The organism is Planctomycetia bacterium, from assembly GCA_021413845.1.
Classification (GTDB): Bacteria; Planctomycetota; Planctomycetia; order Pirellulales; family PNKZ01; genus PNKZ01.
Genome location: JAIOPP010000075.1, coordinates 23,278 through 39,208, shown reverse-complemented (window position 1 = coordinate 39,208; position 15,931 = coordinate 23,278). Strand labels below are relative to the sequence as shown.

The following is a 15,931-nucleotide window of genomic DNA, read 5'->3' as shown; positions in this document are numbered from 1 at the left end:
ATTCGTGACGTCCCGTTCGGAATCCGCTTACGACTTCGTACTCATTAAAAATTCGGCATTCGTACGGGTCTTCGCCAGCCGCGTCGTTAGTAGTTCCATCGCATCGGCCGGGTTCATCTCGTTCAACACGCGCCGCAAGACGCACGTACGGCGGTACTCTTCCGGGTCGAGCAACATTTCTTCGCGGCGCGTGCCGCTCCGATTGATGTCGATCGCCGGCCAGACGCGCTTGTCGACCAGTTTGCGATCGAGCACGATTTCGAGGTTTCCGGTTCCCTTGAACTCTTCGAAGATTACGTCGTCCATCTTGCTGCCGGTGTCGACGAGCGCCGTGGCGATGATCGTCAGCGAGCCCCCTTCTTCCACCTTGCGGGCCGCACCGAAAAACCGCTTCGGCTTCTGCAATGCGTTCGCATCGACGCCGCCGGAAAGAATCTTGCCCGAATGCGGAACTTCGGCATTCCAGGCCCGTGCGAGCCGTGTGATCGAATCGAGAAAGATGACGACGTCGTGGCCGTATTCGACCATGCGCTTCGCTTTCTCGATCACCATTTCCGAAACTTGAATATGCCGGGCCTGTACTTCATCGAACGTCGAACTGATGACTTCGCAGTTCGGGCCTTTGATCTGTCGCTCCATATCGGTGACTTCTTCAGGCCGCTCGTCGATGAGCAGCATGATGACGTACACCTCGGGATGATTCGTCAGCAGCGCCTTCGCCATCTTCTGCAACAAGATCGTCTTCCCGGCGCGGGGCGGACTCACGACGAGCCCGCGCTGGCCGAACCCGATCGGCACGATCAAGTCGACCACGCGCATGCTCGGCTCATCGGCCGTGGTTTCCAATCGCACGCGCTTATCCGGATGCAACGGCGTGAGATCGTCGAAGAAGACTTTCTCGGAGTGCAGGCTCGGGTCTTGGAAGTTGATCGCTTCGACACGCAACAAAGCGAAGTAGCGCTCGTTTTCCTTCGGCGGACGGATCTGCCCGGAAACGACCGTGCCGGTTCGCAAGCCGAAGCGGCGAATCTGACTCGGCGACACGTAGATGTCGTCCGGGCAGGAAAGGTAGTGATAGTCGGGACTACGCAAAAAGCCGAAGCCGTCGGGAAGAACTTCGAGAGTCCCTTCGCCGAACATCAGGCCGTTGAGCTTCACGCGCTCTTTCAAGATCTTGAAGATCAGATCTTGCTTCTTCATCCCCATGTAGTCGGTGAGGTTTTCCATGCGGGCCTGCTCGATCAGCTGCCCCATGCTCATTCGTTGCAACTCGGCGATGTGGATGTCGCCTTGCTTGATCTGTTCGTAGCGGTGATCCGTTTCGTCGAAATCGCTTTCGGCTTCCTCGGCCAATTCCTCGGCTAGGCTGATCGGCTCTTTCTCTTCAGGGACTTTCCCCGCAGTAGATTCCGGCCGAGGCGATTTCGGGGGATCGACCTTAGAACCCGAACGTCTACTTAACGGGCCTGACGGTCGCGGGCCGCGAGGTTCGGTCATGACGAAGAACTCCGGAAATGAACAATCCGTGCCCGCGCGCTGAAGGCGAAGGCGGAGGGGATCGATGCTGCGCTGGAAGTGAACGGTCGGGAATGCGGCGATGCAAACATGGGGGGCCTACGATCGGCTGCGGAAATGAACCGCAAAGATCGAGACTTGGACTGTGGAAACCCAGTCGATCGAGAAACTAAGTGATTGGGAGAAGCAGGCGGAAAGGTCAGCCGACGGTCGCGAGGGGGGCGATGATGCGGTCGCGCGTTCGGCTACGAACGGAAGTGCTCAACGTGATAGGACAGCTCGCTATTTTATTCTAATCGAGCAGAATCGGCCAGATGCGGGCTAGCTGAGATTTCGTTTCTTCGGCCGTTCCGGAGTTGTCGACGACGATGGTCGACTTGCTACGTTTCCGCTCCAATGGGTCTTGAACCGCTTCGCGAGCCGCTAATTCGCCGGCCTTCCAGCCGCGCTCGGCGGCCCGCTGCTGCCGCCGTTCGAGCGTGGAATCGACGAATAGAAGGTGAGTACAGAACCGGTCCCAACCTGCTTTCAACAGTACGGGGGCATCTAAAACCAGCACTTTTCGCCCGGCTTGAGCGAGGATGAAGGCCTGGTCGCGTAAACGTTTGGCTATGCGAGGATGGGTAACTTGCTCCAGATACGCCAAATCTTCGGCAGATTCCGGAGTCGACAGGAAGACACGTTTCGCCAATGCCGCACGGTCGATTCGCCCCTCTGGGGCAAAGACCTCATCGCCCCATCGAGCCCGAGCGGCATCTTCGACGTCCGGCTCACGCAAGACTTCGTGCCCCGCGCTATCGGCATCGAGCCGTCCCGCGCCAAGTTCTTCAAGGCATCGCGCCACGAAACTCTTGCCGGACGCAACCCCGCCGACGACGCCGATAATTTTCATGTCGGACGGAAAAGCGAGATCGGTAGTCATGTGCTTGGGCATCACGCGCCGCGGCTATTCCCAGACTTCGGTCTCGGCCCAGTTCTTGCCGATCTTGACGTCGACCTGGAGCGGAACTCTGAGTTGCATCACGTCGGTCATTTCGCGTCGCGCGATTTCGACCAAACGGTCTCGTTCTTCCGGCGGCGTCTCAAAGAGTAGTTCATCATGAATCTGAAGCAACATCCGCGACTTAGGAAGTTCCTGCTTGATCCGTCGATAGACATGGATCATCGCCTGCTTGATCAAGTCGGCGGCCGAACCTTGGATCACGGTGTTGATCGCGGTTCGTTCGGCGAGGTTCCGTTGTCGCGAACCACCGAGCGCCAACTTCTCGGCGCGAATCCCGCGGATCGCGCGACGCCGACCGAGCAGCGTCGTGACGTAACCGCGCTCGGCGCACTCCACCAAGAGCGCCATCATGAACCGCTCGACACCGGGATACTGCGCGAAATAGCCTTCGATGAATCGGGCCGCTTCTTCTTGCGGAATGCCTAGCACCTTCGATAAGCCGAACGCGCTCTGACCGTAGAGAATGCCGAAGTTGACGGTCTTCGCCATGCCGCGCTGCGCGCGCGTGACTTCTTCGAGCGGCACGCCGTACACCTGACTTGCAACTCGCGTATGAATATCTTCGCCGGCTGCGAACGAAGCCAACATGCCGGGATCTTCCGAGCAATGCGCAAGCAATCGCAACTCGATCTGCGAGTAGTCGGCCGAGACGAGCGACCAGCCGTCGTGCCCCGGCAGAAACGCGGAACGGATTCGCCGGCCTTCGTCGGTCCGGATCGGAATGTTCTGCAAGTTGGGATCGCTCGACGATAGCCGGCCCGTCGCGGCTACGGCTTGATGCAGCGAGCAATGAACGCGGCCGGTCGCGGGATTCACCAACAGCGGCAGCGCGTCGACATAGGTTCCTTTGAGCTTCGAGAACTGCCGAAACTCGATGATCTTCGCCGGCAACGGATGTTGCAGCGCCAACTCTTCCAGCACGTCGGCATCGGTGCTCGGACCGGTCTTAGTCTTCGCGAGGATCGGCAGCTTTTGTTCGACGAACAACACTTCGGCCAGTTGCTTCGGAGAAGCGATATTGAACTGCTTGCCGGCGATCGCAAACACTTCTTGCTCCAAGCGCGCAATCTCGGCGGTGAAATGTTCGCTCAAGGTTGCCAGGCGCGCCACATCGACCTTCACTCCTGTTCGTTCGAGATCGACCAACACTTCCACGAGCGGCATTTCGACCGTGTGGAACAGCGGCTCCAACCCATCTTCGGCGAGTTTCGGTTCGAGCTTCTCGACCAATCGCAGGGCGACGTCGGCATCTTCGGCCGCGTACTTCTCGATCAGCGGAACCGGCACTTCGTCCATCCGTTTCTGATTCTTGCCGGTGCCGATCAAGCTCTCGATCGTGATATTCGTATGATTCAAATGGCGCTGGGCAAGCTCGTCGAGATTATGATTGCGCTCGCCGGCGTCTAGCAAATAAGCGGCGATGAGCGTATCGAACTCGACTCCTTGCATCGCGATGCCTGCGCCGTGCAACACGATCTGATCGTACTTGAGATTCTGCCCGACCTTGCGGATGTTCGGGTCTTCCAAGACCGGTCGCAAAAGATCGGCCGCCGCGATCGGATCGATCCGGGGCTCTCCTTCCGGCGCACGCACGGGAACGTAGTACGCGATGCCCGGCTCCCAAGCGAAGCTATAGCCGACGATCTCCGCCCGAGTCGGCACGACGCTTGTCGTTTCCGTATCGACCGACAAGCGATGCTGCTTCCGCATCTCGGCGACGAGAGCCTGCAGATCTTCGAGCGTCGCCACGGTTCGATAGTCGGCCTTCCATGCGGGAGCGGTCGGCACCGGCGAATGCCCGATCGAAGCGGCCGGCATTTTTCGCATCTGGTCCGTGATGCGATGGAAGCCGAACTCCGTGCAAAGCGCAACGCTCGCCTCTCGATCGATCCCGCGCCACCTCGCCCTGTTCCAATCGATCGGCAACGTCATGTGCTTTTCGAGGCGCACGAGATCGCGGCTTAAGAACGCTTTGTCGCGATGCTCGATCAAGGTTCGCTTCCGCGCAGCGGCCGTGATCTCTTCGACCCGTGCGTAGACGCCGTCGAGAGTGTCGAACTTATCCAACAGTTCTTTCGCCGCTTTCGGACCGATCTGCGGTACGCCCGGCACCGCATCGACCGAATCTCCCACCAGCGCTTGGAAGTCGACCACTTGATCCGGCCGGACACCCCAATCGACGAGCAGTGCCGCGGCGTCGTACGTCGAGTTCTTACGGACGTTGAAAATCTTCACGCGCTCGCTGAGCAACTGGCGAGCATCTTTGTCGCCGGTCACCAGGAAGCACTCCCCCCCCTGCTCTTCCGTGATGCGCGCCAAGGTCGCCAACACGTCGTCGGCCTCGAACGAGGGCTCCTCGACGATCGGAATTCGCAGCGCTTCGGCCATCCGTCGGATGTGCGGAAATTGCGGGCTCAGCTCGAGCGGCGTTTCCGAGCGAGTCGATTTATAGGCGTCGTACAACAGGTGTCGGAACGTCGGCTCCGGGCGATCGAATGCGCAAAACAGATAGTCGGGCTTCTTCACTTCCAGCAGGTACAGCAAATCGCGCGTGAACCCGAACAGCGCATTAACGGGCTCCCCGCGGGGGCTCGTCATCTCGGGAATCGCATGGAATACCTGGAAGATTAGCGAATTCGCGTCAACGACCCAGACCGTTTTCCCTGTCAGGTCGGGGGGAGTGCCGAGCGGGAGTCGTTCTTCCTCGACGGTTGCGTCGTTTTCCGTGTTCCCTGCCGTGGCCGGTGAGCTATGGTCTGATGGTAAGGAAAAGGGGAAAGCGCCGGAATCGGCCGCCGAAGCTACCGACGAGGCCGCTGCGACCGGCTCGTCCATGCCCGGTAGTAGCGATTGATCCTTGCGATTCGTCGGTTTCCTGGGGGGCATGCGGGGGAGAAATCCTTTTGGCTCGGGAAGGGGCGGTTCGGCGCATCGTATGGGGACGGGAAAGCGACTGTCAACCTAGCGGTCAGGCGTCGCTTCGAAGCCCCCTACCCTGTCGCTTTTCGGCATCGTTTGCCCGGCGGTTGTTTTCAACCCACATTTGTTTTGACCGGTCCTAACACCCTGCTTAAACTTAAGTTTACGAATTTTCGTAACGTCGCGGCAAAGGATCAGGAACGGGTTTTGCTTTGCCGAGGATGATTGCGGCGGAATGTGTTCCGACGCCCCTCGTCTTGCGTTGCTCGTTCCCGAACGGACAGTCGTCGTTACCATTTCTTCCGATTGCGCAAAATAAGTCATTAATCCGATTCGGCTAGGGGTTCTCACCCGTCGTCGGATCGTAGCTCTACCATCTCCTTCGCGGTTCAGGATTCAACGCTATGGCCAGCAACCAGAATCAAGGCATGACGGTCGCGGTGATCATCTTCGTGATCCTCACGGTGATCTCGATGGCGACGGCCGTGATTTTCGTAAAAGAAGCCGGCGAAATGACGCAGCGTTACGAGAAGGCCGACAAAGTCGCCAAGAGTAACGAAGAATCCTTCTTTGCCGTTCAGGGGGAGTTGAACGAGGTTAAGGACATTCTCTTCCCGATGAAGGAAAAAGCGTCGGATACCCGCTTCGACGTGGCTGAAATCAAAGCGAAGTACCAAGCCGATCTGAAGCGCTACGGCGATCGCCTGAAAACCATTTCCGCCGAAGCAAACACGGCGACCTACTCCGAAAGCTTGGCCGCGGCGATCACCGTACTCGAGCAGCGCAATGCTTCGCTCGATGAAGAAAAGATCCGCGTAGCGGCCGTCGAGAAGCAAAAGTCGGCTCTCGAAGCGACCTACCAAGCCCAGGTCGATCAATTCAAGATGCAAGCCGAGAAGGTGGACAAAGAGAAGGTCGACATCCAAACGAAGCTCACGAAAGCGGAAGAAGACGTCAAGCGTTATCAATTGGAAGCCACGACGGTCGCCGAGGCGAAGAACAAAGAGATCAACGAACTTCGCGCCACGATGCAAAAGACGATCGACGATAAGGAAGTCGCCATCGTGCAGGTCGGCGACGCTCTCAAGATCAAGAACGAATTCATCAGCAAGATCAACGACCGGCAGTATGCCGCGACCTACGACGGCCAAATCACGCGCATCAACCCGACGGCTCGCACGGTTTGGATCAACCTCGGAAACTACGACAACTTGCCGAAGAACCTCTCGTTCAGCGTGCAGGCGCAAGGAATTCCGGCCGGAAGCAAGGTTCCTCCGAAGGCGAAGATCGAAGTCATCGAGCTCCTCGGCGACCATTTAGCCGAAGCCCGGATCGTCGAAGACGATCTTCGCACGCCGATCCTTATCGGCGACAACATCTTCACGAGCCTTTGGGAGCCGGGCCAGCTGACCCGCTTCGCATTCGCCGGAAAAATCGATCTCGACGGCAACGGCTCCGACGACATGGATCAAGTTCGCGCACTCGTCGCTCGCGCCGGCGGACAAATCGATTCCGAAATCGTGAACGGTGAGTTGAAGGGTGCGCTGACGATCGAGACGCGTTACCTGGTGCTCGGCACCGTACCGGCCGACAAAGCCGGGGCCGAGGCCTATAAGCGGGTCGTCGATGAAGCGGAGCGGCTCGGCGTGCAACGCGTTCCGATGGCGGTCTTCTTCGATCAGATCGGCTTCAAGCGCGAAGCTCGCACCGTGCAGTTCGGCGGCGGTTCCAACAACCTCCGCTCTACGGAACGGCCCGATGGCGGCGCACCGGTATCGCCGGGCAGCGTGTCGGACGTCTTCAAGCTTCGTCGTCCGCCCGCCGCTGCCGGCAGCGCGTACTAAGCGAATCGCCAAGCTGCCGCTCACCGGCTTGAACCGGTCTCCTTAAACGGCTGCCGGTACGCCCTCGGTCGTTTGCGCCGGTGGGCTTTCTTCGCCGAAGATCGTTTCGCGGAATCGGCATAAGTCCGCCGACTCTTCGACCCAGCGGGCGTCGAGGATCGCCGCGTCGAGCAATCCCGGATCGATGAACAGCAGCGACGGGGTCTCCAACTGCATCTCGTCGGCGATCGAGCGCAAGAACGCCCATTCGTGTCGCTCCAAGTGATGCGTTTGGCAAAGCTCGTTGAATAGCTTCCGGGGATTGTCGATCGCCTTCGGGCGTTCCGAGCGGCGCAAATAGGAAGCCATCAACCAAACCGTCGCCGCCCCGACCGCGACGATCGAAACGGCTGCGACTAGGTCACCGGTGTCGAGCTGCGCGTCTTCGAATCGGAAGCGATCTCCTAAGCGTTGAAACAGGTTCTTTTCCGCGAAGAGCGGCGAGAAAAAATCGAGGCCGCAGAACGCGATCGACATGTTACCCGACATAGGAACCTCCGGGCGGCAAGCCACCGAACGCGTTCGGGTTCACGGGCGCACCAAGCGGCGAAAACGTGGAACCCTCGATCGGCGCAGCCGGTGCGATCGGCAGTCCACCAACGGGACCGACGGAATTGACCGGCTGTGTTTTCGCTGGTGCAACGACGTATTGCTCCAGCGCCCCGGCGACCGCTTCGCGCACGGCGAAGCTGGAGTCGCTTTGCAACTCTTGCAGCACGGCGAGCGCGTCGAGCGAATGGGCCATCGACAATACTCGCACCGCTTCGACCCGGACGAGGTGATCGTCGTCCGAGGCGCGCGCGATGACGTCGGCTTGCATCTCGGCAACCATGTCGAGCGCCATAACGATCTTCAGGGCCCGCATCCGTCGCTTTCCTTGCGGCGATTCCATTTCTTCGCGCAACTGGGCCGCTGTCGTGAGATCGACCCGCTTCACCAAGCCGCCGGTCGTCCGCCGAACGTCTTCCTCCAACAGCTCGAAAGCGGGAAGAAAGCGACGGAAGCTGAACTCTTCCAAATTGGCGCGAGCCGCTTCGCAGATCGGGCGATGTTCGCTGTCGAGCGAGTCGATCAGCGTCGTCAGAGCCCCGGGAATGCCTCGTCGGCGGAGTTGTCCGAGCGCGTGTGCTTTGGTCTGCGGATCTTCATCGCGCAGCGCTCGCAACACCATCGTGTTGACGTCGGCGCCGGTGTATTCGGTCAGTGCCTGTACCGCGGCTCGGCGGCCGGTCGGCTTGCCGTGCGAGACGAAGTATTCCAAGACGGTGAGAATATCGCCGCGCCGCAGGCCGGAAAGAACCGTCATCTTCACGACGCTATGTTGCTGAGCCGCGTCCAGCTTCTCGAGCAATGCGTGATCGGAAAGCCATGCGATCGTTTCGACTTGCTTCAGATTCGCCCGCGCAATCAAGCTCGGCTCGCTGCCGATTTTCTTCAGCAAGTTATCGATCGTGCGACGATCGGTACGGCGAAAGAGCGAGGTAAGCCCGGCCGACGGAGGACGGACGTCATCGAGAAAGCCGAGCAAAAGGCGAATTACGCCGGGCCGTTCGCTGCCGTGCATCACTTGCAGCATGGCGGTGAAAATCGAAGCGCGAGGGTCGGCCAGAATGCGTCCGAGCTCGGCGTTGTCGCGCGTCGCCAATTGCAGAAATGCCTCGACCGGTTCGATTCGATGATGCCGGCCGTAGCGCTGGAGCGACGCTTCGAGCGCCGTGGTAGCGTTGCGTCGCGAGATTTGCGGATCGCGACGACGACGATCTTCCCGGATCGAAGCGAGATCTTGATACAACTCGTCCGCCAAGTCGGTCAAAGCCGCGGCTGCCGCATCGCGGTTCGGATTCGCATCGTCTTCCAAAGCCAAGATCAACGTCGGAATCAGGTCGTATTCGCGAAACATGCGAGCGACGAGACAGCCGTCTTGCGCAAGTACCGGGTCGGAGCTGAGTACGGCGTCGCGCATGGCCGGCAGTAACCTGCCGGGATAGTCTTGGATGATTTTTTTCCAAGCCTCGTCGATCGAGCTACGACGTCGAACCAACTCGCGTAAGCCGGCCGGCGAACGACGTTCGAGAATCGCACGCACGGCCGCCAACTGGATGCGCGGCGCAGGGGAATCCAACGCGGCCAAAAGAAGCGGGACCGCCGCTTCGTTTTCCGTCTTCGACAGCAGTTGGAAAGTGGCCTGTAAACCGACGGTCACACGGAGCTCCCAGCATCCCGCTAACAGGGCGTATCTTCCCTCGTCATCGACTTAAAGACCCGTTAAAGGTTCGGAAATTTTCTCATGATGTGGTTAATCCGAGTCGAAGGGGGATCGAAAACGCCGGCATCGCTTGATTTCGGGGGCTCTCCGGCGGAAACTGACTAAAGAAACCGACCGAACTCCCGCCGCCGCTCCCCGCCTTGTGCCGTCGAGGAACCGATATGCTGCCGATTCCGCTCACCGCGCCCCAAATCCTCAACCGCGACTTCCTCGAAGTTCGGGCCAAAATCTTGGAGCTCGCCGCCTGTCTCGACCGCCTCGAACGAGCCGACGGCAGCGTTACCGACGACCCGCGCATGAAGCAGATCCATCAAGGACTTACGGCCCTCGACGCCGTCGGCGCCAAGCGGGCCGAGCAAGTGCAATTGCTCTTTTCCTTGCCGTACGATGAAGCTTGGCGCAAGAAGTGGGAGCTGTAGCCCCCCGCTGCGGTGCCTCTTCGTGGCGCTCTCGCTCGATTTCCATCCCTCAAAACCCGATCCCGCTTACTCCCGTACGCCGGCAATTATGTATTACATCGATCCGCACATTCACATGGTCTCCCGTACGACCGACGACTACGAAACGCTCGCAAAGATGGGCTGCGTCGCCATGAGCGAGCCGGCGTTCTGGGCCGGTTACGATCGCGGCAGCGTCGACGGTTTCCGCGACTACTTTCGCCAGCTCACATCGTTCGAGCCGAAGCGCGCCGGCTGGTACCACCTGCAGCACTTCACCTGGATGTGCATCAACGCCAAGGAAGCGGAGAACGTCAAGCTATCGCGCGAAGTGATCGCGATGATGCCGGAGTTTCTCGACATGCCCGGCGTCTTGGGGGTCGGCGAGATCGGCCTGAATAAGAACACGAAGAACGAATCGATCGTGTTTCTCGAACACCTCGACCTCGCGGCCAAGCGAGGCGAGCAAATTCTGATTCACACGCCCCACTTGGAAGACAAGTTCAAAGGGACGAGCATGATCGTCGACATGCTCTGCGACGATCGTCGTTTGCAGCACGACCGCGTCTTGGTCGACCATGTCGAAGAACACACGGTTCGCATGGTGCTCGAAGAAGGCTTCTGGGCCGGCATGACCCTCTATCCCGTCAGTAAATGCACGCCGGAGCGAGCCGTCGATATGGTCGAGCTTTACGGACCCGAACGCCTGATGGTCAACTCGGCCGGCGATTGGGGTCCCTCGAAGCCGACCGCCGTGCCCGACTTCATCATGGCGATGCGTCGTCGCGGGCACCCGGAATCGCTGATTCGCAAGATCGTGTACGACAACCCGGTCGAGTTCTTCAGCCAAAGCCGCAACTTCAATTTCACACCGCCGGAAGGGATGCCCGTCGCGGCGATGAAGTAGCGTGCGTCCGCCGTGCAAACGTCGGCAGCTTAAGTTTGCTCCAAAAAATAAGGGCCGCGACTTCGCCTAAGCGAGGTCGCGGCCCTGGTTGTTTCTTCCGACGAAGGGAACCGCTTACGGGCTGGACTTCGGAGCAGCTGGAGCGGCCGGAGCAGCACCGCCCGGAGGGCCTGCGCCGAACATCGGCAGGAACGCCATCATCCCTTGGATTTCCTTGTCGAACGCTGCTTGGTCCTTCGCGGCCAACAGACGATCGAGCAAGCCATCGACGACGGTCATGATCTGCATGACTTGCGCCTTTTGTTCCGGCGCGATCTTCAACGCGGCGAGTTGGGCCTTGGCCTTTTCGATGCCGTCGTCCCAACCTTCGACCAGTTCCGCCGGCAGCCATTTGCCGTCGACGCGGGTAAACTTCTGATCCTTCGGCTTTTCTCCTTCGGTTTCAAGCTTCAAGACCGCATCGTCTCCTTCGGTGCTGACGAGCGTGACCTTGGCCTTACGGAACTTTTCGATCCCTGCGGCGGCATCCGGATTGGAATTCTCCGAAGCCTTCAACACGCCGCCGACGACCTTATTGCCCGCTTCTTCGAAGAACTCTTCGAGGTCGAGCTCCTTCACGCCGGCGAGCGTGCTGATGTCCGACGTGGCGGTCGTTTGCAACGCTTCGACAATCGCATCCCAGTTCTTCTGGACTTCTTCTTTTTGTTTCGCCGGGGCTCCCTTCAGCAATTCCGAGCCGAATACGAATTCTTTCTTTTCCTTCAAGACCTTGGCGAGCTTGGCGATCGTCTTGAATCCGCCGTCCCAAATCTCGGCGTCCATCTTCTTCGCGAATTCTTCGACGAGGTCTTCGACGTCGCCTTGGTAATCTTCCGGAAGAGCCTTCCAGAGCGCCGCGCCGTTGCCGGCTCCGACATCGTGCAGCAATTTCTGAAAATAGACGTCCGGTGCTTCGGCGGCAGTCGCCGGAGCGACGCTGCCGAGCATGCCGGCGAACAAGACCGCGATGGCGGTCAACCGAACCAACAACATCTTCATATACGCATTCCTTAACAACTATAGAGAGAAGTGGAGAAGCAAATCCAGCTGGGGGCGATGCAAGCGCGCCCTCACGTTACCGTAGCCGGGCGGCGGCGACTATTAGCGTACGCCGACGAGCCGAAAAAGATCGCTCGATCGACGATAAAAATCTTGCCGTCCCCTCATAGAGGAGGGCAGCTCACGAAAAACTCATCCGCAAACTACTTCGGCGCCGGCAACTTCGGCTCGGGAATCGTCAGCGTCGGGCCGGTGCTCGGCAACGTCGGCGAAACGATCGTGCCGCTCGGCTTCGGCAGACTTCCCGGCGGTGGAAAGCTTCCTGGGCCGCCGAGTTTCATTTCCGGCCCGCCGACCGGAACGCCGCCGGGAGTGCCGGGCGAACCCAAGGCATCCGGCGGTGGGCCACCCAAGCCGCCGAACATCGAGGCCATCATCATCACGGCGCTTAGCTGACCGTTGAACGAGGCCTGATCTTTCGCCCCGAGCAAGCCGTCGATCGTGGCCTCGGCCATACCGATCCCTTGCAGATATTGGGCCTTTTGCTCCGGCGTGATTTTCATCTCGGCGAGCTCCCCCTTCATCGCGGCGACTTGCTTGTCCCAGCCGTCGACCATCTCGCCCGGAAGCCACTTGCCGTCGATCTTCTTGAAGACGACGTCGTCTTTCGGTGGCTCTCCTTCGGTCTCGACTTTAAGGGTCGCCTTGTCCCCTTCGACCTTCACGAGCGACACCTTCGCCTTGCGAACCTTATTGATTTCGCCGGCCGCTTCCGGGCTCGTCGTCTCGGCGATCTTCATGCCGCCGACCAACAGCTTATTGCCCGTCACTTCAAGAAACTTCCCCGGATCGATCGCTTTCAGGCCATCGACGGTTTTGATTTCCGACTGTGCGACGGAGTCGACCATCGCCGTGATCGTGTCCCAATTGTTCTTGAGCGACTCGACGACGGGCGGAGGCGCACCCGCCAGCAGCGGGCTCCCGAGCAGATATTCTTTCTTCGTCTTCAGCGTTTGCGCGAGCTTGTCGGCGACGACGAAGCCTTTGCTCCAAACTTCAGGATCCACCTTGCCGGCGAATTCATTTTTGATCGCCTTCACGTCGGCTTGGTATTTCGCGGGCAGGCCGTTCCACACAGCCTTCGAGTCGCCTGCTTCGATCGAGTCGAGCAGCGCCTGCACGTAGACGTCCGGCTTATCGGCAGCCGCGGCCAACGCTCCGGCCGACCCTTCCTTCGACGCCGCCGGATCGCTCTTACCGCACCCGACCGCAAGTGCCAAGCACGCGATCGCCATCCCAGTCCCGAACGTCTTCATGGCACAATCCTTTACCGAAAACGGAACACGTATGTTCGTAGCTGATCTCGCTCCATCGCAAGACTCCATCCCAAGCCCGACAAGATAGCGTATTACGGCGAAACTTGCCAATCGGGTCGGCTTCTTCGCGCGCATCGACCGGCGCCGCGCTAAGAGATTCTCAAAGCGGCTAGCGCGTTGCATGCAGCAGCGAAGTCGCGCCAGGAAAAGAACCGGTTCGACTACTTCGAGTCTTCCGGCTTAAGCAACTTCCTCACCGCGGCATCCAATTCCTTTAAGCCGGCATCGCGGTCGAGCGCGTAGTGGCCGACCTTATAGTGCACGATCTTGCCATCCGGACCGATCACGACGAACAGCGGCAAGTGGCCGCCGACGAGGCGCGGGTCGCCGAACTGCCGGATCAGGTCGCCCCCGTCGAAGACGATCGGGTAGCTGAGGTTCATAAAGTTCTTCAACTTGCGCACACTGGCCGCCGCGAGCTTCGTCGTGGCCGGTTGCTGGAAGCGGCCGTCGACCGCGATGCCGGCGACTCTCAAACCCGCTTCGCGATGCTTCGCGTAGAGAAACTCCAAGTAGCCGACCTGCCCGTACGGCTCCTTGAGCGGTTCGTCGCGATAGTCCCAAAAGTGCAGCACCGTGACTTTGTCGTCGAGGTCGGTATCGGCTAGCGCAGCACCGTCGAGGCCCGAGAGTCGAAACGATTCCACTTTGCGGCCGAGCTGCTTGGCGATGATCTCGTCGAGCGCTTGGTTCCGGCCCGTCTGTTGCTTAAGATCGCGCTCGGCCGAGCCGACGATGCGCGCCAGGGCCCCATCGTCGACGGCCGACTTCGCCGCCGGAAGATTCGCTTCCAATAGCTTCAATTGCTCGGCCGTGAGTTGCTCGTCGGTCGTGCGTGCAGGCCGCTTGAGCTTGCCGCGCAGCGCGACGAGCGCCGCGTAGGCATCGCTTCTTTTTCGAAACTCCGCCTCGTCCGCGACTTCGACGTCGGCGAGCTTCAGCGCCAAGCGGTATTCGGTTCCCTGGTTCATGAAGACGCGCTCTTCTTGTTGCAAGATGAGTTGCGTGGCTTGGTCGACCCACATACGACTGATCGGGCCGAACTGGTTCCGCGATTCGACGACCCAGGTTGCACGCCCTTCGATCGCCTGCGCTTTCGCGACCTCGTAGTCGATGTCGGCCTTCGTCCATTTCGTGCCGACCTCGGCTCCGTCGGCCAAGAGGAAGCGCGGCGCGGAGAGCGAGATCACATGCTTGCCGTCGCCGTAGTCGTAGAGCAGCGCGGGCCCTTGCCGATCGCCGACGGCTCCCTCGGTGTTCTGCGACCAGCGGCCGAAATGCTCGGTCCAACTGAAATTCCCTTGGCCCCGTTCGTCGAGCAGCCAGTAATAGTCGGTCGCGTCCGGGCTGTAGGAAGTGATCAGGAGCGTGAGGTCGAATTGCTTGCTCGCGGTTCGGGCCGAGCTATCGCGCTCGACCTGGGCGACGGTCCCTTGGTAGTGCAACTGCACGGCCGGTGCGAGCTTAGGCTGAAGCTCAGGCCCGGCCGCCAGCAAACAAAGAACGCCGCAAAGTAAGGACGACATGCCGCACCTAGTGATGATTCAGCGAAGAAGGGAAACGCTTTTGCCAGCTTAACAATCGGGAGAATCGTTGACGATCGGATAATGCTCTGCGACGCCGCGAAAAGCCTTCATTTCAGGCACGGAATCGCGGATTTCTCCCCATCGCCCGGCAGGTCCCGGCAGGTATAGATCGGGACGTCGGGTTCGATTTCGACCCGCCTTGCAGCCGAAACGCATTCGGCTATACTGGCGGTTTCCAGAATTTTGAAGTTGAACGACTCGGAGAGTACGGCGATGGCTCGCGTGTGCAATGTTTGCGGGAAAGGCCCCCGCGTCGGTAACCAAGTGACGATCCGCGGTAAGGCGAAGTATTTGGGGGGCGTCGGTACGAAAGTCACCGGCATCACGCGCCGCACGTTCAAGCCGAACCTGCAACGGCTCCACGTTACCGAGAACGGCACGAATAAGACCGTCCTCGTCTGCACGCAATGCATCCGCAGCGGCATGGTAACGAAGCTCGTCAAGGCGAAGCCGTTCCGCTTGCCTGCTCAGCAAGAGAGCATCAAGAAGACCGACTCGAAAAAGGCCGACGTCAAGAAAGTCGACGCCAAGGGGAAGGCCCCGGCAGCCGCCAAGGCGACCGAAAAGAAGGGCGTCGATAAGAAGCCCGCCGACAAAGCCAAGGGCGGCAAGCCGACCAAGTAAGGCAAGCTTGGGTTTGAACGACGCCGTTTGAGCGTAGCTGCGTATGAGCCTCACTAGAAACGACGTCGAAAAGGTTTCGCTTCTGGCCCGCCTATCGCTGACGCCGGCGGAGCTCGATCTTCTGACGACGCAGCTCACGGCCGTCGTCGGCTACGTCGAACAACTCAAAGAGCTCGACACCGACGACGTCGAACCGATGGCGCATGCCTTGCCGACGGCTAACGTCTTCCGCGACGACGTGCCGAGGTCGAGCGACGACGCCGACTCCGGGGAACGCGCCCTGGCCGAGCGAGCCGCCTTGCTCGCCAACGCGCCCCATTCCGACGGCGAATTCTATTTGGTCCCCGCCGTGCTTGGTGAATAGCCTGCCGCGGCGT

13 protein-coding genes are annotated in these 15,931 nt (G+C 59.9%); 5 read left to right on the top strand and 8 right to left on the bottom strand.

Annotation, left to right across the window (positions count from 1 at the left end; genetic code table 11):
• Positions 1 to 27 precede the first annotated feature (27 nt).
• The 3 genes from rho to polA form a co-directional block, all read right to left on the bottom strand.
• Entirely contained in the window at positions 28 to 1,497 is a 1,470-nt protein-coding gene (rho, locus tag K8U03_13505) for a transcription termination factor Rho (GenBank protein ID MCE9605907.1), read from the bottom strand.
• A 310-nt stretch (positions 1,498 to 1,807) separates the two neighbouring features.
• A complete protein-coding gene (gene coaE / locus K8U03_13500; protein MCE9605906.1) occupies positions 1,808 to 2,437 on the bottom strand; it encodes a dephospho-CoA kinase in 630 nt (209 codons plus the stop codon).
• Between the two features lie 24 nt (positions 2,438 to 2,461).
• The gene (polA, locus tag K8U03_13495; GenBank protein ID MCE9605905.1) at positions 2,462 to 5,353 is read right to left on the bottom strand and encodes a DNA polymerase I; all 2,892 of its coding nucleotides are present in this window, start codon (positions 5,351 to 5,353) and stop codon (positions 2,462 to 2,464) included.
• Between the two features lie 488 nt (positions 5,354 to 5,841).
• Between polA and K8U03_13490 the strand changes: the two genes are divergently transcribed.
• On the top strand, positions 5,842 to 7,281 hold the full coding sequence (locus K8U03_13490) for a hypothetical protein (GenBank protein MCE9605904.1): 1,440 nt from the start codon (positions 5,842 to 5,844) through the stop codon (positions 7,279 to 7,281).
• 42 nt (positions 7,282 to 7,323) lie between these two features.
• Here the strand turns inward: K8U03_13490 and K8U03_13485 are convergent, their stop codons facing one another.
• Both K8U03_13485 and K8U03_13480 read right to left on the bottom strand, forming a co-directional pair.
• Positions 7,324 to 7,809 (bottom strand): hypothetical protein, encoded by a 486-nt coding sequence (locus tag K8U03_13485; GenBank protein ID MCE9605903.1) that lies wholly within the window; start codon positions 7,807 to 7,809, stop codon positions 7,324 to 7,326.
• Positions 7,799 to 9,523, bottom strand: a complete 1,725-nt coding sequence (locus K8U03_13480) for a hypothetical protein (protein ID MCE9605902.1) — start codon at positions 9,521 to 9,523, stop codon at positions 7,799 to 7,801. Before K8U03_13480 ends, K8U03_13485 begins: the two co-directional genes overlap by 11 nt.
• Positions 9,524 to 9,747: 224 nt before the next feature.
• On the opposite strand from K8U03_13480, the gene K8U03_13475 reads away from it, so the two are divergent.
• Positions 9,748 to 10,005 (top strand): hypothetical protein, encoded by a 258-nt coding sequence (locus tag K8U03_13475; GenBank protein MCE9605901.1) that lies wholly within the window; start codon positions 9,748 to 9,750, stop codon positions 10,003 to 10,005.
• A gap of 88 nt (positions 10,006 to 10,093) precedes the next feature.
• Complete coding sequence (locus K8U03_13470) at positions 10,094 to 10,930, top strand: TatD family hydrolase (GenBank protein ID MCE9605900.1); 837 nt, start codon at positions 10,094 to 10,096, stop codon at positions 10,928 to 10,930.
• A gap of 114 nt (positions 10,931 to 11,044) precedes the next feature.
• Here the strand turns inward: K8U03_13470 and K8U03_13465 are convergent, their stop codons facing one another.
• The 3 genes from K8U03_13465 to K8U03_13455 all read right to left on the bottom strand — a co-directional run bounded on the left by K8U03_13465 (position 11,045) and on the right by K8U03_13455 (position 14,870).
• Positions 11,045 to 11,968, bottom strand: a complete 924-nt coding sequence (locus K8U03_13465; protein ID MCE9605899.1) for a hypothetical protein — start codon at positions 11,966 to 11,968, stop codon at positions 11,045 to 11,047.
• A gap of 203 nt (positions 11,969 to 12,171) precedes the next feature.
• Complete coding sequence (locus K8U03_13460; GenBank protein MCE9605898.1) at positions 12,172 to 13,284, bottom strand: hypothetical protein; 1,113 nt, start codon at positions 13,282 to 13,284, stop codon at positions 12,172 to 12,174.
• Between the two features lie 221 nt (positions 13,285 to 13,505).
• Entirely contained in the window at positions 13,506 to 14,870 is a 1,365-nt protein-coding gene (locus K8U03_13455) for a TlpA family protein disulfide reductase (protein ID MCE9605897.1), read from the bottom strand.
• Between the two features lie 273 nt (positions 14,871 to 15,143).
• On the opposite strand from K8U03_13455, the gene rpmB reads away from it, so the two are divergent.
• Together rpmB and gatC are read left to right on the top strand one after the other, a co-directional pair.
• Positions 15,144 to 15,554 carry a 50S ribosomal protein L28 gene (gene rpmB / locus K8U03_13450; GenBank protein ID MCE9605896.1) on the top strand — a complete coding sequence of 137 codons (411 nt, stop codon included), beginning with the start codon at positions 15,144 to 15,146 and terminating at the stop codon, positions 15,552 to 15,554.
• Positions 15,555 to 15,597: 43 nt separating this feature from the next.
• On the top strand, positions 15,598 to 15,918 hold the full coding sequence (gatC, locus tag K8U03_13445; GenBank protein MCE9605895.1) for an Asp-tRNA(Asn)/Glu-tRNA(Gln) amidotransferase subunit GatC: 321 nt from the start codon (positions 15,598 to 15,600) through the stop codon (positions 15,916 to 15,918).
• Positions 15,919 to 15,931 lie beyond the last annotated feature (13 nt).